This window comes from Streptomyces sp. WG5 (assembly GCF_049974565.1).
In the GTDB taxonomy this organism is placed as follows: domain Bacteria; phylum Actinomycetota; class Actinomycetes; order Streptomycetales; family Streptomycetaceae; genus Streptomyces.
Map to the genome: position 1 here is coordinate 26,494 of NZ_JBNGGC010000023.1, position 21,369 is coordinate 47,862.

Annotated in this window: 16 protein-coding genes and 1 pseudogene; 6 read left to right on the top strand and 11 right to left on the bottom strand. The window is 72.2% G+C overall.

Translation table 11 applies throughout. The features are described from left to right. Window positions 1-189: 189 nt before the first annotated feature. Complete coding sequence (locus tag ACP4IX_RS23545; protein ID WP_426556550.1) at window positions 190-1,869, bottom strand: PucR family transcriptional regulator; 1,680 nt, start codon at window positions 1,867-1,869, stop codon at window positions 190-192. 154 nt (window positions 1,870-2,023) lie between these two features. Beyond that, a complete protein-coding gene (locus ACP4IX_RS23550) occupies window positions 2,024-4,441 on the bottom strand; it encodes an ATP/GTP-binding protein (RefSeq protein ID WP_426556551.1) in 2,418 nt (805 codons plus the stop codon). Between the two features lie 257 nt (window positions 4,442-4,698). Between ACP4IX_RS23550 and gabT the strand changes: the two genes are divergently transcribed. Continuing rightward, window positions 4,699-6,033 carry a 4-aminobutyrate--2-oxoglutarate transaminase gene (gene gabT / locus ACP4IX_RS23555; protein ID WP_426556552.1) on the top strand — a complete coding sequence of 445 codons (1,335 nt, stop codon included), beginning with the start codon at window positions 4,699-4,701 and terminating at the stop codon, window positions 6,031-6,033. Window positions 6,034-6,533: 500 nt separating this feature from the next. Continuing rightward, on the top strand, window positions 6,534-7,214 hold the full coding sequence (locus ACP4IX_RS23560) for a phosphatase PAP2 family protein (RefSeq protein WP_426522010.1): 681 nt from the start codon (window positions 6,534-6,536) through the stop codon (window positions 7,212-7,214). Window positions 7,215-7,319: 105 nt separating this feature from the next. On the opposite strand, the gene ACP4IX_RS23565 is transcribed toward ACP4IX_RS23560, so the two are convergent. Genes ACP4IX_RS23565 through ACP4IX_RS23590 form a run of 6 tightly spaced genes read right to left on the bottom strand, consistent with a single transcriptional unit; the run spans window position 7,320 to window position 14,545 of the window. Continuing rightward, window positions 7,320-8,747: an NAD(P)/FAD-dependent oxidoreductase gene (locus tag ACP4IX_RS23565; protein ID WP_426556553.1), complete on the bottom strand. Its 1,428-nt coding sequence runs from the start codon at window positions 8,745-8,747 to the stop codon at window positions 7,320-7,322. Between the two features lie 35 nt (window positions 8,748-8,782). Next, window positions 8,783-9,583 carry an ABC transporter permease gene (locus ACP4IX_RS23570; protein ID WP_426522012.1) on the bottom strand — a complete coding sequence of 267 codons (801 nt, stop codon included), beginning with the start codon at window positions 9,581-9,583 and terminating at the stop codon, window positions 8,783-8,785. Then, window positions 9,584-10,516: an ABC transporter permease gene (locus tag ACP4IX_RS23575; protein WP_426522013.1), complete on the bottom strand. Its 933-nt coding sequence runs from the start codon at window positions 10,514-10,516 to the stop codon at window positions 9,584-9,586. Then, on the bottom strand, window positions 10,516-11,700 hold the full coding sequence (locus tag ACP4IX_RS23580; protein ID WP_426556554.1) for an ABC transporter ATP-binding protein: 1,185 nt from the start codon (window positions 11,698-11,700) through the stop codon (window positions 10,516-10,518). The genes ACP4IX_RS23575 and ACP4IX_RS23580 overlap by 1 nt, the downstream gene beginning before the upstream one ends. A gap of 5 nt (window positions 11,701-11,705) precedes the next feature. Then, the gene (locus ACP4IX_RS23585) at window positions 11,706-12,953 is read right to left on the bottom strand and encodes a polyamine ABC transporter substrate-binding protein (protein WP_426556555.1); all 1,248 of its coding nucleotides are present in this window, start codon (window positions 12,951-12,953) and stop codon (window positions 11,706-11,708) included. Between the two features lie 56 nt (window positions 12,954-13,009). Further along, the gene (locus ACP4IX_RS23590) at window positions 13,010-14,545 is read right to left on the bottom strand and encodes a gamma-aminobutyraldehyde dehydrogenase (RefSeq protein WP_426556556.1); all 1,536 of its coding nucleotides are present in this window, start codon (window positions 14,543-14,545) and stop codon (window positions 13,010-13,012) included. A 202-nt stretch (window positions 14,546-14,747) separates the two neighbouring features. Between ACP4IX_RS23590 and ACP4IX_RS23595 the strand changes: the two genes are divergently transcribed. Then, entirely contained in the window at window positions 14,748-15,398 is a 651-nt protein-coding gene (locus ACP4IX_RS23595) for an NADAR family protein (RefSeq protein WP_426556557.1), read from the top strand. A gap of 160 nt (window positions 15,399-15,558) precedes the next feature. Here the strand turns inward: ACP4IX_RS23595 and ACP4IX_RS23600 are convergent, their stop codons facing one another. Continuing rightward, window positions 15,559-16,269, bottom strand: a complete 711-nt coding sequence (locus tag ACP4IX_RS23600; RefSeq protein WP_426522018.1) for a DUF4190 domain-containing protein — start codon at window positions 16,267-16,269, stop codon at window positions 15,559-15,561. Between the two features lie 157 nt (window positions 16,270-16,426). Between ACP4IX_RS23600 and ACP4IX_RS23605 the strand changes: the two genes are divergently transcribed. From ACP4IX_RS23605 to ACP4IX_RS23615, 3 genes are all read left to right on the top strand, one after another. Further along, on the top strand, window positions 16,427-17,488 hold the full coding sequence (locus ACP4IX_RS23605) for an adenosine deaminase (RefSeq protein WP_426522019.1): 1,062 nt from the start codon (window positions 16,427-16,429) through the stop codon (window positions 17,486-17,488). Between the two features lie 14 nt (window positions 17,489-17,502). Beyond that, complete coding sequence (locus ACP4IX_RS23610) at window positions 17,503-18,246, top strand: glycerophosphodiester phosphodiesterase (RefSeq protein WP_426522020.1); 744 nt, start codon at window positions 17,503-17,505, stop codon at window positions 18,244-18,246. A gap of 118 nt (window positions 18,247-18,364) precedes the next feature. After that, on the top strand, window positions 18,365-19,564 hold the full coding sequence (locus ACP4IX_RS23615; RefSeq protein WP_426556558.1) for a serine hydrolase domain-containing protein: 1,200 nt from the start codon (window positions 18,365-18,367) through the stop codon (window positions 19,562-19,564). Window positions 19,565-19,621: 57 nt separating this feature from the next. Here ACP4IX_RS23615 and ACP4IX_RS23620 read toward each other — a convergent pair. Both ACP4IX_RS23620 and ACP4IX_RS23625 read right to left on the bottom strand, forming a co-directional pair. Beyond that, window positions 19,622-19,780, bottom strand: a pseudogene (locus ACP4IX_RS23620) (spermidine/putrescine ABC transporter substrate-binding protein); the annotation flags it as partial. A gap of 127 nt (window positions 19,781-19,907) precedes the next feature. Then, window positions 19,908-21,347, bottom strand: coding sequence for a gamma-aminobutyraldehyde dehydrogenase (locus ACP4IX_RS23625; protein ID WP_426522022.1), 1,440 nt, complete (start codon window positions 21,345-21,347; stop codon window positions 19,908-19,910). Window positions 21,348-21,369 lie beyond the last annotated feature (22 nt).

Below are 21,369 nucleotides of genomic sequence, written 5' to 3' on the forward strand. Positions count from 1 at the left end.
GTGTGCACGTTTCCGTGGCTTGCGGGTCCACGGTAGGGCGGGGGGCGGTGAGGGACGCTTGTCCGGGGCGTAGTGGTGAGGACGGGGGGTTCGACGTTGTGGCCATGTGCGGACACTGGTCGAAGGGTTCTCTCCCCACCGCGCCGCCGCCCCGCGGGCCGCCGCGCCGCCCCTTCCGCCAACGGGCTGTCAGTCCGACGACGTCGCCTTCAGGGCCAGCCACAGCTCCATCCGTACGTCCGGGTCGTCCAGTGAACGGCCCAGGATCTCCTCCACCCGCCGCATCCGGTAGCGCAGCGTGTGCCGGTGGACGCCGAGGTCGGCCGCTGCCGCGTCCCACTGTCCGTGGCGGGAGAGCCAGGCGCGCAGGGAGGCCACCAGGTCGCCCCGGCCGGTGGCGTCGTGGTCGCGCAGCGCCCGCAGCAGGCCGTCGGCGAAGGCGCGCACCGCGTCGTCGGCGAGGAGCGGAAGGACCGACCCGGCCGCCAGGTGCTCGTGCTCCACGCAGACGCGTCCGCGGCGGCGGGCCACCGACAGGGCCTGTTCGGCCTGCTTGTAGGCGGCGGACGCGGCGATGGGCCCGGACGGTGCCGACAGGCCGACGACCAGGCCCTCCTCGTCGCCGCCCGGCATCGGCTCCGGGTGGGCGGTCTCCAGCGCCGAGGCGTACTCGACGCAGGCGGCGACGGCCGCGCCGCCGTCCGTGGCCAGCACCACCAGTCGCTCTCCCTCCGGTACGACCAGCACCGACTCTCCGGAACGGGCGGCGGCCGACTCCACGACCTCGGCGAGCGCGCCGAGCGGGTCGCCGTCGGTGTCGGCGGCGGCCAGCGCGGCGGCGGAGGGCCTGGGCCGGGTGGCGGGCCCGCGCGCGTGCGGGCCCGCGTGCGTGCGCGCGGCGGACGCCGAGGCCGCCTCGGCGACGACCATCCGGAAGGGCGCGTCCAGCAGGCCGCCGTACAGGTCTCCGGCGACCGTGCGCGCGTGGTCGGGCTCGCCGGCCAGCAGCATGCGCAGGACCGCCGCGTCTATGCGCTGCTCGGCCTCGTGCAGGGAACGCGAGCGTTCCGTGGTGAGCGTCAGCAGGGCGATCGCGGAGTGCACGGCGTACCGCTCGGCGGTACCGAGGGCGGCGGCCGTGCCGACGGCGAGTGCGGAGCGGGGCCTGCGGGAGGTGCCGAGGGAGTGGAGTTCGACGCGGTCGGCGCTCTCGGGATGTTCCGCGGTCGCGGCTCCGCCGACGACGGAGGAGGCCGGTGCGGGGCGTTCACGCAGCCGCTGTACGTCCGCCGTGAGCCGCGCGGCCCTGCGGCCCGCCCACTCCGGTGCGGCGGCGACGACCGCGCCCGAGGCGTCGTACAGCGCCGCCCAGCCGTCGACCTGCGAGGCCAGCGCGGCCAGCAAGCCCTCCGGGCCGTCGGTCAGCGCCTGCCTGGTCAGCTCGCGCTGGGCGGCGAACCCCGCGGTGACCGCGCGGTACTGGTCGGCGGCGATCGCGGCGGACACGGCCTTGCTGATGGCGAGGAAGGGGGTGCGGCGCGGCACCTCGAGCAGTGGCAGTCCTTCCTGCCGCGCGGCTTCGACCAGCGCCTCGGGGACGTCGACGTAATTGACCCCGACGGCGAACCCGAGCCCCACCACGCCGGCGTCCGCCAGCCGCTTCACGTACCGCCGCATCGCCTCGGGGTCCTCGGCGTCCAGCTTGAGGGCGGTGATCAGCAGCAGTTCCCCGCCCTCCATGTAGGGCACGGGGTCGGCGAGCTCACTGACGTGCGCCCAGCGCACCGGCACGTCGAGGCCGTCCTCGCCCGCGCGCACGGTCAGCTTGAGCGCGGAGTGGTGGACGAGGGAGGCGAGCGTGGGGGGCATGGGTGCCTGGGCCTTCGGATCTGCGTCAGCGGCGCGAGGTACGAGGTGCGAGGTCGGAGGTGTGAGGCATCGGTGATCTTTTGGCCGCGGCGTATGAACGACCTGTGTCGATTCTGCCTCACTGTACGGTCCCCGGGCACGCGCCCCGGACAGGTCACCCGCGCAGGTCCACCAGCAGCGGCGGCGCGTGCTCCCCCTCGACGGTCGTCAGCGACAGCACCGCGTGTCCGGCGGGCACGGCGTGCGCCAGCTCGGACGCCGACCAGCGCTCGCGTTCGACCTGCCGCACGGTCACCGCGTCCGTCGTCACCGCCTTGCCCGTCACCAGCTTGCGCAAGGCGTGGAAGAACCGGGTCATCGGCTGGTCGGCGAAGACCGTGTGCTTGGCGACCTCCGTCGTCTCCACCCACTCGGTGCCCCAGGTCTGCGCGAACCGGCTGCCGTCCCAGGTGGAGACGCCGCAGAAGGCCATGCGGCAGCCCACCGCCCCGTAGAGCGGGCCGTGCAGCGCCTCGGGGACGTCCCCGATGGTGCGCAGGGCGAGCAGCACGCCCGCGTTCTGCGAACGCAGTCGCTGGATGCGGCGCACCGATTCCGGGGTGACCGCGCCCGTCGCGTCGTCCAGGACCAGGCAGGCGAAGTGCTCGCGCCGGCCCTCCCGGACGATGGCGTGGAACTGCGCGAGGACCAGCCGGGTGATCAGTCGGCAGGCCTCGTCGTGACCGTGCTCCGGAAGATCGATCCGCACCCGCAGGGGGTGGTGGGCGACCGCGCGCAGAGAGAACGACCGGTCCGGGCCGCCGCCGCCGAGGAAGCCGGCGAACAGCGGCCGGTTCAGCAGTGCCAGACGGTCGGCCAGGGCCCGGCCCGCGTCGCCCGGTGTGCCCGTCTGGCGGATACGCGCATCGACGTCGCGGCGCATGATGTCGTTCCCCCGCGCGGCGAGCTCCTCCCCCAGCCGGGTCAGCGCCCCCTCCTCGTCCTCCAGCAGCGCGTACAGCTCCGGCAGGGAGGGGAAGCGGCCGTGCACCGTCCGGAACGGGCCGAGCAGCTGCGCCAGGGCGGTGGCTGCGCGCTGCGCGCCGACCGTGTCGAGGTCGCCCACCAGGGCCTCGGCGAGGATCGCGGCCGCCTGGTCCGGATCGTCGGTCTCGGCGTACGGGTCGAGGTCGTGCACCGAGGACGGGTCACCGATCCGTACGATCACGTCGAAGGCGCCGTCCGCGCCGATCCGGCTTCCCGGGGCGGACACGGCGACCACGGCACAGCTCCCGGCGAGTGCCTGCAGCGCGAGTGCCTCGGTCACCGGCTCGACGAGGGTGCGGGTCTTGCCGGACCCGGAGGGGCCGACGGCGAGCAGCGAGGTGCCGAGCACGTCCGGGCCGAGGGCCACCCCGGCGTCGTGGTACGGCAGCGGGGCGCGTTCGGCCGCCGCCCAGCGGCCGATGCGCACCTGCCCGGCGAGCAGGTCGTGGAGAGCGGCCCGGCGCGGCAGGTCCCGGGCGCCGGAGGGGTGGGTCCAGGCCGCACCGCCCTGGCGCAGGACGGTGTCGTGGAAGGCGTCCAGTGCGGCGCCGCGCCGAGCGGCGTCGAGGGCGTGCTCGACGCGGGCGCAGTCGACGTCGTTCATGCGGCCGCCGGCGACCTCGGCGGTGAGCACCTCGGCGGCCTCGTGCCGGCCGATGTCGCGCAGGGCGGGCCATTGGGAGCGGGGACGTACGGGTGCCGGAACGCCGGGGGGGACGTCCGCACGGCGGGCGGCGAGCAGCTTGCGCGCGTACGGCAGCCAGCCGCCGAGGCGGGCGAACGGCCACACCACGAGCAGTGTGACGACCGCGTACAAGGTGTCGGTGTAGAGGCGGGACGCCATCAGACCGTAGCCGTCGAAGATCAGCACGGTCAGCGAGAGCAGCGGATCGACGACCGGTACCGGGTCCCACCCGACGACCGGGAAGGCGTCGGGAAAGACGAAGCTGAGGACGAGGAGCGCGAGGAGGGCCGCGATCAGGGCGCGGGCGGGCTGGGGCCTGCGGGCCACGTAGTGGCGGACGACGGCACGCCAGCTGCCGAGCACGGCCACGGCGAGTACGAGCAGGGCGAAGGCGAGGCCCTCGTAGACCACCAGGGCCTCCGCCCCCGGGGCCGCCACCTCCCGCCCCTCGAACACCTTGGGCGACATCACCGTGCCGCCCCACCACCAGTCGTCCGGCGTGAACAGCCGCAGGAGGACGTACTGGTACGACGTGACGCCGCGCTGCCACAGCGACCACACCAGGATCGCCAGGGCGAGCGGGACCAGCATGCCGGCGACCGTCACCGGGGCGATCTTCTCCGAGGTCTCCTTGGGCGGGCGGTAGCCGTACCGCCAGATCCCGGTCCGGGCGGCCGGCCGCGCCTCGTCGAGCCAGGCGGCGACGGTCGACGGGGAGCGGGGTGGCTGTCCCGGCACCGGTGGCGCGCCCGGTGCCCGGCTGGGCCGCGGCGGCACGGCGGGTACCTGTGGCGGCCCCGCCGGACGCGGTACAGGACTCGCATGCGTACCCCGCGCGTCCCGGTTCCCGTCGCTGTCCATCGACCTTGCCCCCTGACCAGCCGTTCCATCCACCATCAGCGAGCCAATCTAACGCCCTCCCAGGGGGAGTCCACCGCTTACGCGGCCGGGCCCGTGTCGACGTGTCCACGTGTCGCCCCGCCCCTCACCTGTCCATCGCGGACAACGGGCTGCGCGGACAACGCCCACATGGAGCATGCCCGCTCCCCGGTCCCGGTCCTAGCCTGCGAGAAAAGAAGGCAAGCGTCCGTAAGATCCGCAAGACCCCAGGAGCCCCCATGACCGCCCTTCCGCAGGAGCGCCGCGTCGTCACCGCCATCCCCGGCCCGAAGTCGCAGGAGCTGCAGGCCCGCCGCACGGCCGTGGTCGCGCAGGGTGTGGGCTCCACGCTGCCGGTCTTCGTCACGCGCGCCGCCGGCGGCGTCATCGAGGACGTCGACGGCAACCGCCTGATCGACTTCGGTTCCGGCATCGCGGTGACCTCCGTCGGCGCCTCCGCCGAGGCCGTCGTACGCCGGGCGTCCGCGCAGCTGGCCGACTTCACCCACACCTGTTTCATGGTGACGCCGTACGAGGGCTACGTCGCCGTCGCCGAGGCGCTGGCCGAGCTGACCCCGGGCGACCACGCCAAGAAGTCGGCGCTGTTCAACAGCGGCGCCGAGGCGGTCGAGAACGCCGTGAAGATCGCCCGCGCGTACACCAAGCGGCAGGCGGTCGTCGTCTTCGACCACGGCTACCACGGCCGGACCAACCTCACGATGGCGCTGACCGCGAAGAACATGCCGTACAAGCACGGCTTCGGCCCCTTCGCGCCCGAGGTGTACCGCGTCCCGGTCGCCTACGGCTACCGCTGGCCGACCGGTGCCGAGCACGCCGGCCCGGAGGCCGCCGCGCAGGCGATCGACCAGATCACCAAGCAGGTCGGCGCGGAGAACGTGGCCGCGATCATCATCGAGCCGGTGCTCGGCGAGGGCGGCTTCATCGAGCCGGCCAAGGGCTTCCTGCCCGCGATCAGCGCGTTCGCGAAGGACCACGGCATCGTCTTCGTCGCCGACGAGATCCAGTCCGGCTTCTGCCGCACCGGCCAGTGGTTCGCCTGCGAGGACGAGGGCATCGTCCCGGACCTGATCACCACGGCGAAGGGCATCGCGGGCGGACTGCCGCTCGCCGCGGTCACCGGCCGCGCCGAGATCATGGACGCCGCGCACGCCGGCGGCCTCGGCGGCACCTACGGCGGCAACCCGGTGGCCTGCGCCGGTGCGCTCGGCGCCATCGAGACGATGAAGGAGCTGGACCTCAACGCCAGGGCGAAGAACATCGAGGCGGTCATGAAGTCCCGCCTCACCGCCATGGCCGAGAAGTTCGACGTCATCGGCGACATCCGGGGCCGCGGCGCGATGATCGCGATCGAGCTGGTCAAGGACCGCGAAACCAAGGAGCCGAACCCCGAGGCGACCGCCGCGCTGGCCAAGGCCTGCCACGCCGAGGGTCTGCTGGTCCTGACCTGTGGCACCTACGGCAACGTGCTGCGCTTCCTGCCGCCGCTGGTGATCGGCGAGGACCTGCTGAACGAGGGCCTCGACATCATCGAGCAGGGCTTCGCCCGCATCTGACCGGACACGTGCAGAGGTGCTCGGGGTACCCGCACGAGCACCTCAAGAGGCACCCGGCCGAGCATGTGCGCGAGCGCTCGAACGCGCATCTGAGCTGCGTTTCGCACGCCTGGCGCGGCGAACCGCAGAGCGTGTGAAGAACGTGTGCGAGGTGGATGGCAGGACCCCGATGGCCCTGTCCTGAGCGCATCCCCCTGTCGTAGGTTCTACGCAGATGAGAGATACACCCGCCCACAGGGGACTGTGGGCGGCATCTCAGGCCGGGGCCTCCCCAGCTTCGACCTGGTCGTGCCTCGCGCACACCACCGGAACCCGAGGGTTCCGGGTCTCCTCACCGATCGGACGGTCGCCCGCCCCAAACCCCCCGGGGCGCGCGGCGTTCCGGTCAGGACGACCGTTTCGGCACCCGGGACGGTGGTTCACCGAAGGGCCGGCACACTCCCCCCCTTGTGCCGGCCCTTCGGTGTGTCGCGCCGGGCGGGCCTGCGAAGCTGGGCGCCATGCCGGTCCCCCCACGCCCTCGCACCCGGTCCGCCCTGGTCGGGCTGCCCGTCCTCCTCTTCGCGCTGATCACCTGGCAGGTCGTCGCCGACGGCCCGCTGACCGGAGTGGACGAGCGGCTGAGCAGGGCGCTCGTCCACCCGGACCGGTTCTCCGAACTGCTGGCCGACCTCGGCAACGTGCAGGTGGCGGTGCCCGTCCTCGCCCTCGCCCTGGCCTACGTCGCGTGGCACGGGCGCGCCCGTGGTGTGGACCGCTGGTGGCTGCCGCCCCTCGCCGGGGCCCTGGCGATGGTCCTGGTGCCGGCGCTGGTCGCCCCGCTCAAGGCGTGGACCGGCCGCCCCGGCACCCCTGCCGTGCCTCCGGCCGTCGGCTACTACCCCTCCGGCCACACCGCCACCGCGGTCGTCGCGTACGGCGCGGCGGCGCTGCTGCTCCTGGGGCCGCTGCGCTCGCCCGCCGTCCGCCGTGTGCTCGTCGTGCTCTGCGTGGTCCTGGTCCTCGGTGCCTCCTACGGGCTGGTGCGCCGGGGCTACCACTGGCCGCTGGACGTGGTGGCCAGTTGGTGCCTGGGGGCGGTGCTGCTGGCCGGCGTCGCACCGGTCGCCCGCCGGAACTCACCGCCGGTCGGCCGGAGTACGCGCCGACGTCCTCCTGGACCGCCGCACCCCGGTCCGTGAACTCCGCGTTCCCGTACCGGTCCTCGTCGGCCGACCGCCCCGTCGGACCGCGCGGACGGGCCGGCTGCCGTGACCGGGCAGCCACGCCCGCGTCCCGGACGCGGTTCAGCTGTCGAAGCCGAGCCCCAGCCTGTCCATCGTCCGCAGCCACAGGTTGCGACGGCCGCCGTGCGCGTCCGCGCGGGCCAGCGACCACTTGGTGAGCGCGATGCCGGTCCAGGCGAGGGGTTCGGGCGGGAACGGCAGCGGCTTCCTGCGGACCATCTCCAGTTCGGTGCGCTCGGTGCGCTCGCCCGACAGCAGGTCGAGCATCACCTCGGCGCCGAACCGGGTCGCGCCCACGCCGAGTCCGGTGTAACCGGCCGCGTAGGCGACCTTTCCCTGGTGGGCGGTGCCGAAGAACGCCGAGAAGCGGGAGCAGGTGTCGATCGCGCCGCCCCAGGCGTGGGTGAACCGGACGCCCTCCAGCTGCGGGAAGCAGGTGAAGAAGTGTCCGGCGAGCTTGGCGTAGGTCTCCGGGCGGTCGTCGTACTCGGCGCGCACCCGGCCGCCGTACGGGTAGATCGCGTCGTAGCCGCCCCACAGGACGCGGTTGTCGGCGGAGAGCCGGAAGTAGTGGAACTGGTTGGCGCTGTCCCCGAGGCCCTGCCGGTTCCTCCAGCCGACCGAGGCCAGTTGCGCGTCGGTGAGAGGCTCGGTCATCAGGGCGTAGTCGTAGACCGGGACGGTGTAGGAGCGCACCCTGCGGACCAGGTTCGGGAAGATGTTGGTGCCGAGCGCGACCGTACGGGCGCGGACCCCGCCGTACGGGGTGCGTACGGCCATGCCGGCGCCGTACGGCCGCAGGGTGAGCGCCGGGGTGTGCTCGTACACGCGGACGCCGAGTTCGAGGCAGGCTCGCTCGAGGCCCCAGGCGAGCTTGGCGGGGTTGACCATGGCCACGCCCCGGCGGTCGTACAGGCCCGCGCGGAAGGTCGGGGAGTCGACCTGTTCCCGTACGGCCTCGGCGTCCAGGTACTCGACGCCGTCGGCGAGGCCCCTGGCGCGGATCTCCTCGTACCAGCCCTTGAGCTCGCGGGCCTGGTAGGGCTCGGTGGCGACGTCGATCTCGCCGGTGCGCTCGAAGTCGCAGTCGAGGCGGTGGCGGGCGACCGCCGCCTCGATCGCGTCGAGGTTGCGGGCGCCCAGTTCCTCCAGCCGGTGGATCTCGTCGGGCCAGCGGGCCAGGCCGTTGGCCAGGCCGTGGGTGAGGGAGGCGGCGCAGAAACCGCCGTTGCGGCCGGACGCGGCCCAGCCCACCTGCCGGCCCTCCAGCAGCACCACGTCCCGGCCGGGGTCGCGCTCCTTGGCGACCAGCGCGGTCCACAGTCCGCTGTAGCCGCCGCCGACGACCAGCAGGTCGCAGGTCTCGGCCCCGGTGAGGGCGGGCTGCGGGCGGGGGCGGCCGGGGTCGTCCAGCCAGTACGGGACCGGCTGGGCGTCGGAGAGGGATTTCGTCCAGTCGTTGCCGCGACTCATGGCGCTCGGGGCCATGATTTCAACTCCCTACGAATGCGGTACGGAACGCACTACGCCTTGCGGCGGTTTCGGCGGTTGCCGATGGCCATGGAGGCCAGGACGAACAGCACGGCGGTCACGAACATGGCCGTACCGACGACGTTGATCTGGACGGGCGTGCCACGCTGGGCCGATCCCCAGACGAACATGGGGAAGGTGACGGTGGAACCCGCGTTGAAATTGGTGATGATGAAATCGTCGAAGGAGAGCGCGAAGGCGAGCAGCGCGCCGGCGGCGATCCCGGGGGCCGCGATGGGCAGTGTGACGCGGACGAAGGTCTGGAAGGGGCCGGCGTACAGGTCCTGCGCGGCCTGCTCCAGCCGGGGGTCCATCGACATCACGCGCGCCTTCACGGCGGTCACGACGAAGCTGAGGCAGAACATGATGTGGGCGATCAGGACCGTCCAGAAGCCGAGCTGGGCGCCCATGTTGAGGAACAGGGTGAGCAGCGAGGCGGCCATCACGACCTCGGGCATCGCCATCGGCAGGAAGATCAGCGAGTTGACCGCGCCGCGGGCGCGGAAGCGGTAGCGGACCAGTGCGAAGGCGATCGCCGTGCCGAGCGCGGTGGCGCCGAGCGTCGCCCAGAAGGCGATCTGGAGGCTGAGCGACAGGGAGCCGCACAGTCCGGCGACGCCGCACGGGTCCTTCCAGGCGTCCGTGGAGAACCGCTGCCATTCGTAGTTGAAGCGCCCGTTCGGTTTGTTGAACGAGAACACCGTGACGACGACGTTGGGCAGCAGGAGATAGGCGAGCGTCAGCAGTCCGGCGATGACGACCAGATTGCGCTTGAACCAGTTGACGAAGGCCATTTAAACCAGATCCTCCGTGCCGGACTTGCGGATGTAGAAGGTGACCATGGCGAGAATCGCGGCCATCAGGAGGAAGGAGAGGGCCGCCGCCGTCGGATAGTCCAGCACTCTCAGGAACTGGGACTGGATGACGTTGCCGATCATGCCGGTGTCGGCCGAGCCCAGCAGGGAGGCGTTGACGTAGTCGCCGGTGGCGGGGATGAAGGTCAGCAGCGTCCCGGAGACGACGCCCGGCATCGACAGCGGGAAGGTGACCCTGCGGAAGACGGTGGACGGCTTCGCGTACAGGTCGCCGGCCGCCTCGTGCAGCCGGCCGTCGATGCGCTCCAGTGACGTGTACAGCGGCAGGATCATGAAGGGGAGGAAGTTGTACGTCAGACCGCAGACCACCGCGAGCGGCGTGGCCAGCACGCGGTCGCCGGCCGTCCAGCCGAGCCAGCCGGTGACGTCCAGGACGTGCAGCGTGTTCAGGACGCCGACCACCGGGCCGCCGTCCGCGAGGATCGTCTTCCAGGCCAGGGTGCGGATCAGGAAGCTGGTGAAGAACGGCGCGATCACCAGGATCATGATCAGGTTGCGCCAGCGGCCCGCGCGGAACGCGATCAGGTAGGCGAGCGGATAGCCGAGCAGCAGGCACAGCACGGTCGCGGAGGCCGCGTAGGCGACCGAGCGCAGGAACTGCGGCCAGTACTCGGACACCGCGTCCCAGTAGGTGACGAAGTGCCAGGTGACCTTGTAGCCCTCCTCCAGCGAGCCCGTCTGCACGGACGTGGAGGCCTGGTAGATCATCGGCGCGGCGAAGAAGACGACCAGCCACAGGATGCCGGGCAGCAGCAGCCAGTACGGCGTCCAGCGGCCCCGTCCGGTGCGCGGGGCCTTCTTCTCCGGCGCGGTCGGGGACAGTGGCGGTGGCGCCTCGGTGAGGGTGGACATCAGGCGGCCTCGCCCTCGGCGACGCCCGCGTCGATGTCCTGGGCGGCGTCCAGGCCGAAGGTGTGCGCCGGGTTCCAGTGCAGGACGACATCGGCGCCGGGCGCGAGCCGGGCGTCGCGGTCGATGTTCTGGGCGTAGACCTCGAACTCGGGACAGGCCGCGCAGTCGACCACGTACTGCGTGGAGACGCCGATGAAACTGGTGCTGCTGATCCTGCCGGTGAGACGGTTGCGGCCCTCGGGGACGGAGGCGGCGTCGTCCGCGTGGGTGATGCTGATCTTCTCCGGGCGTACGCCCACCAGGATCCTGCCGCCCGCCCGGACCGGCGCGGAACACCGGGCGCCGGGCAGGACCAGCTTGTCGCCGGCCGCCTTCACCACTACGTCGTCACTGCCGCCGCTGCGGGTGTCGACCTCGGCCTCGACGAGGTTGGAGGTGCCGAGGAAGTTGGCGACGAAGGTGGTCCGCGGGTTCTCGTACAGGTCGGCGGGGGCGCCCAGCTGCTCGACCCGGCCGGCGTTCATCACGGCGACCTGGTCGGCCATCGTCATGGCCTCCTCCTGGTCGTGCGTGACGTGCACGAAGGTGATGCCGACCTCGGTCTGGATGCGCTTGAGCTCCAGCTGCATCTGGCGGCGCAGCTTGAGGTCGAGGGCGCCGAGGGGTTCGTCGAGGAGGAGCACCCTGGGGTGGTTGATCAGGGCGCGGGCGACCGCGACGCGCTGCTGCTGGCCGCCGGAGAGCTGGTGCGGCTTCTTGCGGGCCTGCTCGCCGAGCTGGACGAGGTCGAGCATCTCCCCGACCTGCTTCTTCACGCTCTTGATGCCGCGCCGGCGCAGGCCGAAGGCGACGTTCTCGAAGATGTCGAGGTGCGGGAAGAGGGCGTAGGACTGGAAGACCGTGTTGACCGGCCTTTTGTACGGCGGGAGGGCGGTCACGTCCTGGTCGCCGAGGTGGACGGTGCCGCTGCTCGGCTCCTCCAGTCCGGCGATCATGCGCAGGGTCGTCGTCTTGCCGCAGCCGGAGGCGCCGAGCAGGGCGAAGAAGGAGCTCTGGGGCACGGTCAGGTCGAGCGGGTGCACGGCGGTGAAGGAGCCGTAGGTCTTGCTGATGCCGGCGAGGCGGACGTCGCCGCCGCGGCCCGTCGCGTCCGGCTGGGTCTTCGTCGTATTCGTCGTCGTCATCGTCGTCACGCCCCAGTGAGCTTCGCGAACTTCTCTTCGTAGGCCGTCTCTTCCTTCGGACTCAGGGAGCGGAAGGCACGGGAGAGGGCCTGCATGGCCTTGTCGGGAATGATCAGCGGGTTGTTCGCCGCGTCCGCGTCGATCTTCGCAAGCTCGTCCTTCACACCGTCGACGGGACAGACGAAGTTGATGTAGGCGGCGAGTTCGGCGGCCGGGCCCGGCTCGTAGTAGTAGTCGATGAGCCGCTCGGCGTTCGTCTTGTGCCGTGCCTTGTTGGGGACCAGCATGTTGTCGCTGGACGTGATGTATCCGCTGTCCGGGATGACGAAGTCGACGTCCGGGTTGTCCGCCTTGAGCTGGACGACGTCCCCGGCCCAGGCCAGACAGGCCGCGAAGTCGCCCTTGCTGATGTCGGCGGTGTAGTCGTTGCCGGTGAAGCGGCGTATCTGGCCGCTGTCGACGCCCTTCTGGAGCCGGGCGATCGCCGCGTCGTAGTCGTCGTCGGAGAAGCGGGCCGGGTCCTTGCCCATGTCGAGCAGCACCATGCCGACGGTGTCGCGCATCTCGGTGAGGAACCCGACGCGGCCCTTGAGCTTCGGGTTGTCGAGCAGGTCGGAGACCGTCCTGACCTCGGTGCCGTCCAGCGCCTTCCTGTTGCAGGCGATGACGGTCGAGATGCCCTGCCAGGGGTAGGAGTAGGCGCGGCCCGGGTCCCAGTCGGGGTTGCGGAACTGGGGCGACAGGTTGGTGAAGGCGTGCGGCAGGTTGGCCGGGTCCAGTTTCTGGACCCAGCCGAGCCGGATCATCCGGGCGGCCAGCCAGTCGGTGAGCACGATGATGTCGCGGCCGGTCTCCTGGCCCGCGGCGAGCTGCGGCTGGATCTTGCCGAAGAACTCGCTGTTGTCGTTGATGTCCTCGGTGTACGTGACCTTGATGCCGGTGCGTTCGGTGAACGCCTCCAGCGTCGGGTGCCGCCGGCCGCTCTCGTCGACGTCCATGTACTCGGTCCAGTTGGAGAAGGCGACTCTCCGCTCCTTCGCCGACCGGTCCTCGGCGGAGACGCCGCCCTCGGTCCTGCCGGCCGCCGGGATGCCGCAGGCGCTCAGCGTCCCGAGTCCGCCGACCGCGAGCGCGCCGCCCGCCGAGGCGCGCAGCAGTGAGCGGCGGGTGAGCGCGGCCCTGCCGCTGGTGAGACTGCGCCGCACGGCGGCCGCTCGGGCCGGGGACAGGCGGTCGGGCTCGTACTGCTCCATGCGCGTGGTTGCCCTTTCGGGTGGGTCGGCCGTGGTCGGCGGCCTGAGGGTGATGGCTATCGGTCCCCGAAGACGGTGCGGTGCCAGTCCTTGCGGACCGCCGCGGTGTTGTCGAACATGACGTGCTTGACCTGTGTGTACTCCTCGAAGGAGTAGGCGGACATGTCCTTGCCGAAGCCGGACGCCCGGTACCCGCCGTGCGGCATCTCGCTGATGATCGGGATGTGGTCGTTGATCCACACGCAGCCCGCCTTGATCGCGCGGGTGGCGCGGTTCGCCCGGTACACGTCCCGGCTCCAGGCGGAGGCGGCGAGTCCGTACGGCGTGTCGTTGGCCAGCCGGATGCCGTCGTCGTCGGTGTCGAAGGGCAGGACGACCAGGACCGGCCCGAAGATCTCGGACTGGACGGCCTCGCTGTCCTGGGCGGCGTCCGCGATGAGGGTGGGCCGGTAGTAGGCGCCGGCCTCCAGATCGCCCCGCGGTGCCTCGCCGCCGCACACCACGCGCGCGTAGGAGCGGGCCCGGTCGACGAAGCCGGCGACGCGGTCGCGCTGGACGTGACTGACCAGCGGTCCGAGGTCGGTGCCCGGGGCGAAGGGGTCGCCGAGGCGGACGGTGCCCATGAGGGCGGCGGTCCTCTCGACGAACGCCTCGTACAGGGGCCGCTGCACGTACGCGCGCGTGGCGGCCGTGCAGTCCTGGCCGGTGTTGATGAGCGCGCCCGCGACCGCGCCGTTGACGGCGGCGTCGAGGTCGGCGTCGTCGAAGACGAGGAAGGGCGCCTTGCCGCCCAGCTCCAGGTGCAGGCGCTTGACGGTGGCGGTGGCGACCTCGGCGACGCGCTTGCCGACGGCGGTGGAGCCGGTGAAGGAGGTCATGGCGACGTCCGGGTGGCCGACGAGGTGCTCGCCGGCCTCCCTCCCCGTGCCGGTGACGATGTTGATGACGCCGTCGGGGATGCCGGCCGCGGTGGCGGCCTGGGCGAACATCAGGGAGGTCAGCGGGGTGATCTCGGCGGGCTTCAGCACGATGGTGTTGCCCGCGGCGATCGCCGGCAGGATCTTCCAGGCGGCCATCTGGAGGGGGTAGTTCCAGGGCGCGATCGACCCGACGACGCCGATCGGCTCGCGGCGGACGTACGAGGTGTGGTCGCCGGAGTACTCCCCCGCCGACTGCCCCTGCAGCTGCCGGGCGGCGCCCGCGAAGAAGGACGCGTTGTCGACCGTGCCCGGCACGTCGAACTCGCGGGTCAGCTTCAGCGGCTTCCCGCACTGCAGGGACTCCGCGCGGGCGAAGTCCTCGGCGCGCTCGGCGAGCACCTCGGCGAACCGGTGCAGGGCGTCGGAACGCTCCCCCGGGGTGGCGCCGGCCCAGCCGGGGAACGCCTCCCGCGCGGCGGCGACGGCCGCGTCGACGTCGTCGGGACCGGCGAGCTCGTAGGTGAGGACGTCCCCGCCGGTCGCCGGGTCGACGACCGTGTGCGCGCGTCCGGAAGTGCCCTTCGTCAGGCGGCCCGCGATGTACTGGGCCCCCTCCGAGAAGCGGTCCTGGGCCGGGAATCGGTCCGCGGTGGCGTGGTCCGGATTGTGCATGTCGGCTCTCCTCGGTCTCCCCGTGACGGGGGCCGGCGTGGCTCAGGCTCGATGTGAGTGCCGATCCTGACAGAGCACCAGACCTCCAACAAGTGATTCCGTTGTTGCCATTTGGTTACGCGACGGAATCTGTCGACCAGGTGTCGAGTCACCACGGAAAAGGACGGACGGAGTGTCAGTGGCGCGTGCCAGACTCGCGTGCATGGAGAGGAACACGGGGGCGGCGGGGGGGTTCACGGGGGCGGCGGAGCCGGTCGGCGGCAGGGAAGCGCTGCGCGAGCGGGTCCGTGCGGGCGCGAGGGTCAAGTACCTGTGCTTCTGGGGGCACCGGCCGCTTCCGGACGGCCGGATCGGGCCGAGCTGTCTGAGCCAGTGGTGGCCGTCGCCGTTCACCGTGGCCGGGGTGGAGTACGCGACCGCGGAGCACTGGATGATGGCGGCCAAGGCCCGGCTCTTCGAGGACGCGGAGGCGGAGCGGCGGGTGCTGACGGCTGCTCATCCCGCCGAGGCCAAGAAGGCGGGGCGGCTGGTGCGCGGCTTCGACGAGGCGGTGTGGGAGCGGGAGCGGTTCCGGATCGTCGTCGAGGGCAGCGTCCACAAGTTCGCCTCGGACCCGGCGCTGCGCGCGTTTCTGCTGGGCACGGGCGAGAGGGTGCTGGTGGAGGCGAGTCCCGTGGACCGGGTGTGGGGCATCGGCCTGGCCGCGGACGACGAGGCGGCGACGGACCCGGAGCGGTGGCGGGGGCCGAATCTGCTGGGGTTCGCGCTGATGGCGGCACGGGGGCTGCTGCGGGAGAGCGACCCGAGGGCGATGCCGGGGCCGCCCCCTCCGTCCGGCGCTCCGGCCCGCTGAGCCTCGTCGGCTCAGCGGGCGCTCATGGGGCTTCGAGGGTTCACAGGCGCTCGGAGCCCTGGAGGGCAGAGGGCGCTCGGAGCCCGCGGAGGCCGGCCGACACTGATGACGCTCGCGGAGTCCGGCTACCCGGCCGGTGGCAGCGGCAGCGGCGGCGGCGTCACGGTTGCCGCGGTGCGGCCGAGTCGTGGGCCGGCGCAGCTGTCGCCACCGGGCGGCCGGCGCCGTAGTAGGGGTCGTCGTACTCCGACTCGTCGTTGATCGCGGCGGTGATCCCGACGGCGATCAGAGTGATCACGACGATCCCGAGGACGATACCGACGATGCCCATGACGAAACCGGCCTGCGCCTGACCGTGGTTGTCGGCCTCACCGCGCTCGGCCTTCCGGCGTCCCTTGACCCCGAAGACCACGGCGAGGACACCGAGCACCAGGGAGACCACGCCGTACAGGCAGAACAGGCTGCAGGCGAGGATGCCCAGCACCATCGCCGCGGTGCCCATGCCGTTCTGCGGAGGCATCGGAGCGCCGGGCCAGCCGTACCCCTGGGGGTAACCGGGATAGCCGTACCCGCCCGGGACACCCGGACCGCCGGGCGCGATCGGCGGAGGCGGCACCCTGTCCGCGGGAGCGGCGAACCCGGCGGGAGGCATCGGCATGCCGGCGGCCGGCATCCCCGCGACCGTCGCCTGGTCGTGCACGGACGGCGGTTGCGGCGGCCCGAACGGCCCGGCTCCGGCGGGTGGCCGGAGCGGCTCCTGCGGCTGCCCCGGGGCGGCGTGGCCCTTGGCCGGCGACGGCCTGTCCTCGGGGGCCGCCCATGGATCGTGAGCACCGGCGGGGCCCTCACCCGGCTGCGCTGCGTCCGACATGCTGTTGTCCCCCTGAGTCGATCGTGCCCGTCATGCTACGGTCCCGGGCCCTCTCGCGTGAGACCGGCCTACGATGATCCCCGATCCACCGATCAGCCGATCACCCGCGTCCCGCCGGCCCGCGCCGGCCCGGGGCGCCCGTTCCGGGGAGGAACCCATGACCGAGCACCTCGTCGACCCCGACGTCCCGCGCGATCTGCACACCTTCATCGCCGGTCTGCCCAAGGCCGAACTGCACGTCCACCACGTCGGCTCCGCCTCCCCGCGCATCGTCTCGGAACTGGCCGCGCGCCACCCCGACTCCAAGGTCCCCACCGACCCCGAGGCCCTGGCCGACTACTTCCAGTTCACGGACTTCGCGCACTTCATCGACGTGTACCTGTCCGTCGTCGACCTGATCCGCACCCCGGAGGACGTCCGGCTGCTGACGTACGAGGTGGCCCGGGACATGGCCCGGCAGCAGGTGCGGTACGCCGAGCTGACCATCACACCGTTCTCCTCCACCCGGCGCGGCATCGACGAGGGTGCCTTCATGGACGCGATCGAGGACGCCCGCAAGGCGGCCGAGGCCGAGTTCGGGACCGTACTGCGCTGGTGCTTCGACATCCCCGGCGAAGCCGGCCTGGAGTCCGCCGAGGAGACGACGCGGCTCGCCACCGACGACCGGCTGCGCCCCGAGGGCCTGGTCTCCTTCGGACTCGGCGGACCCGAGATCGGGGTGGCGCGGCCGCAGTTCAAGCCGTACTTCGACCGGGCGATCGCCGCCGGACTGCACTCGGTGCCGCACGCCGGCGAGACCACCGGCCCGCAGACGGTGTGGGACGCCCTCACCGACCTGCGCGCCGAGCGCATCGGGCACGGCACCAGCTCCGCCCAGGACCCGAAGCTGCTGGCGCACCTCGCCGAGCGGCGCATCCCGCTGGAGGTGTGCCCCACCTCGAACATCGCCACCCGGGCGGTACGCACCCTGGACGAGCACCCCATCAGGGAGTTCGCGCGCGCCGGCGTCCTGGTGACCGTCAACTCCGACGACCCGCCGATGTTCGGCACCGACCTCAACAACGAGTACGCGGTCGCCGCCCGGCTCCTCGACCTCGACGAGCGGGGACTCGCCGACCTGGCGAAGAACGCGGTCGAGGCGTCGTTCCTCGACGTGCCCGGCAAGGCGCGGATCAGGGACGAGATCGACACGTACACCGCCGCCTGGCTCTCCTCCTGAGACGGGACGCCCTCATGGACGCCTCACGCGACGTGACCGCCGTGGCCCACCGCGGCGACCCGTACCGGTACCGAGAGAACACGATCGAGTCGCTGCGCTCCGCCCTCGGCCGCGGCGCGGACGCGGTCGAGACCGACGTACGCCTCACCCGGGACGGTGTGCCCGTGCTGCTGCACGACGAGACGCTGAAGCGGCTGTGGCGGCACGACCGGCCGCTGCGCTCCCTGTCGGCGCAGGAGGTGCGCGGGCTGACGGGCGGCCGGGTGCCGACCCTCGCGCAGGCGCTGGCCGCGACCGACGGCAGCCGGCTGATGCTCGACCTGCCGGGCGGACCGGGCGAGCGGGCGGTCCGGCGCATCGTGGACGTGGTCCGCGAGTGCGGGGCCCAGGACCGCGTGTACTACACGGCCGGCGCCGCGGCCATGCTCGCCGTGCGCGCCGCCGATCCCGCCGCCGAGATAGCCATGACCTGGACGACGGGGGCGCCCCCGCGGCCCGCGCTGCTGGCGGCGGTGCGGCCGAAGTGGCTCAACTACCGGTTCGGCCTGGTGAACAAGGCCTTGGCCGAGCGGGTCCACGGCGACGGCTGCCTGCTGTCGGTGTGGACCCCGGACACCCGGCGCTCCATGCGCCGGCTGATCGCGCTGGGCGTCGACTCGATCACCACCAACCGCATCGACACACTGTGCGCGCTGCGCGACGGGCGGCTCGGGCCACCGCCCGTAAGGGCGATCCCGCACAAGTCCCGGCAGCTGTAAGGGACTTCCCCGAGCTGGGCCCCGGGGTGGGTGCCCTCCTCGCAGGGGATCCGCGGGGGCTCGCGGCACGACGAGGATGATCACCGTCCTTCCCCGTCCGGATCCCCTGGAGCAGTCGATGCGTGCCCGAGCCTCCTCCGTCCTCGCCGCTTCCCTCGTTCTCGCCCTCTCCGCCGGCCCGCTGGCGGTCCCCACGTCCGCCGCACCGTCCTCCGGCACCGCTTCCGCGTCCGCATCCGCCCCCACCGGGCACAGAACGGACGGGCCGGGCCGGACGGACGGGCCGGACGAGAAGGCACTGCGCGACGCGCTCTCCGTCGTCCCGGGCCGGCACGCCACGGCCGCCCTCGTGCGCGTCGGCGACCCGGACGGCGACTGGCACGGCAGCGCGGGCGTGCGTGACCTGGCCGGAGACCGGCCGGCACACCCCGACGCCCGCTTCCGGGCCGGTTCGGTCACGAAGGTCGTCACCGCAGCCACCGTCCTGCGGCTCGCGGCCCAGGACGAGATCGACCTGGACGCGCCGGTGCAGGGCTACCTCCCCGACCTGTTCACGCCGGAGTTCGAGCAGCCGATCAGCGTGCGCCACCTGCTGAACCACACCAGCGGCATCAAGCCGGGCGACGGTCTCGGCGACGACTTCGCGGAGGTGTACGCACACCGCTTCGAGACCCTCACCCCGCGGCAGGTCGCGGCGTCGGCGATCGCCAAGGGACCGGAGGACTTCACTCCGGGGAGGCGGCAGCAGTACCGGAACATCAACTACACGATCCTCGGCCTGCTGATCGAGAGGGTCACGGGGCACTCGTACGCCTCCGTCGCCACGCGCCTGGTCCTGCGCCCGGCCGGCATGCACCACACGTACTTCCCCGGCACCGACCCCCGCATCCGCGGCCCGCACAACCGCGGCTACCAGGCGGTGAAGCAGCCGGACGGCACGACGAAGCTCCTCGACGTGACCGAGTGGAACCAGGCGGACCGCTGGGCGGCCGGCGACATGATCTCCACCACCGCCGACCTGGAGAAGCTGCTCACGAAGCTGTTCCGGGGGAGGATCGTGCCGCGGCCGGAGCTGGAGGAGATGTTCACGACACCGCCGGGCGTTCCGGGCGCGCAGCGCAGCGCGGGACTGGAGTACACGGAAGTCGACGGCGAGATCTTCTGGGGCAAGTCGGGGTCCCGCTACGGATACAGCGCCCTCATCGGCGGCACCCGCGACCTGAGCCGCACCCTCGTCTACTCGGTCAACGCCACGGACGCCAAGAGCGCGGAGCGGAACCCGGTCCTCGACCGGATCACCGCGGCCGCGCTGAAGTAGCCCCCGTCAGCCGCCGCGCCACCGCGGTGCGCCCCGACCGCCACCGCGAACTCCCCCGAACTTCCGGCCCGGGTCGAAGGCGGGCGCACGCAGCAGCGGGTCCAGGTACCCGGTGACGTTCGGCCGGCGGGAGCGGTCCGTCTCCTGGACCCAGCCGAGCCGGACGAACCGCCCGCACCTCCAGTCGCTGATGACGATCAGGTCGCGGTCGACGGGCACAGTCGACGCTGCGTCGAGAGGACCCGTCCAGGCCCGACACCCTGTCTGCCGGGGCGAGTGCACGGTGCACGCCGCGCGGCCCCGGCCGGGAGTTCCCGTCCGGGGCCGCGCACGAGCCGGGGCGTCAGCCGTCCAGCGACGTCATCACGTGCTTGATCCGGGTGTAGTCCTCGAAGCCGTAGCCCGACAGGTCCTTGCCGTAGCCGGACTTCTTGAAGCCGCCGTGCGGCATCTCGGCGACCAGCGGGATGTGGGTGTTGATCCACACGCAGCCGAAGTCCAGCCGCTTGGACATCCGCATGGCGCGGCCGTGGTCCTTGGTCCACACGGAGGAGGCCAGGGCGTAATCGACGCCGTTGGCCCACTCGACCGCCTGGTCCTCGTCGCGGAAGGACTGGACGGTGATGACGGGGCCGAAGACCTCGTTCTGGATGATCTCGTCGTCCTGCTTGAGGCCGGAGACGACGGTCGGGGCGTAGAAGTAGCCCTTGTCGCCGACCCGGTGGCCGCCCGCCTCGACCTTGGCGTGGGCGGGGAGGCGCTCGATGAACCCGGTGACCTGCTCGAGCTGGTTCGGGTTGTTGAGCGGGCCGTACATGACGTCCTCGTCGTCCGGCTGACCGGTCCTGATCTCGGACGCGGCCTTCGCGAGCGCGCTCACGAACTCGTCGTGAACCGACTCGTGGACCAGCACGCGGGTGGCGGCGGTGCAGTCCTGGCCGGCGTTGAAGTAGCCCGCCTCCGAGATGCCCGCGACGGCCTTGGGGATGTCGGTGTCCTCGAAGACCACGACCGGAGCCTTGCCGCCCAGCTCCAGGTGGACCCGCTTGAGGTCCTTCGACGCCGACTCGGCGACCGACATGCCGGCCCGCACCGAGCCGGTGATGGAGGCCATCGCCGGGGTCTCGTGCTCGACCATCAGGCGGCCGGTGTCACGGTCGCCGCAGACGACGTTGAAGACCCCCTTGGGCACGATCGAGCCGATGATGTCGGCCATCAGGGCCGTGGACGCGGGGGTGGTGTCCGAGGGCTTCAGGACGACCGTGTTGCCCGCGGCGAGCGCCGGGGCGAACTTCCACACGGCCATCATCATCGGGTAGTTCCACGGCGCGACCTGCGCGCAGACGCCGATCGGCTCGCGGCGGATCATGGAGGTCAGGCCCTCCATGTACTCACCGGCGGCCCGCCCCTCCAGCATCCGCGCCGCGCCCGCGAAGAAGCGGATCTGGTCGACCATCGGCGGGATCTCCTCGGAGCGGGTCAGCCCGATGGGCTTGCCCGTGTTCTCCACCTCGGCCGCGATGAGCTCCTCGGCGCGCTCCTCGAACGCGTCCGCGATCTTCAGCAGGGCCTTCTGCCGCTCGGCCGGGGTGGTGTCGCGCCAGGCCGGGAAGGCCGCGGCGGCGGCGGCCATGGCGGCGTCCACGTCCGCCTGCCCGGACAGGGGGGCCGTCGCGTAGGCCTCGCCCGTGGCGGGGTTGACCACCTCCGTGGTCCGTCCGTCGGCGGCGTCCCGGAACTCACCGTCGATGTAGTTGCGCAGACGACGCAGCTCGGTGCTCACTGCCGGCCCTCCAAGTTCGGTG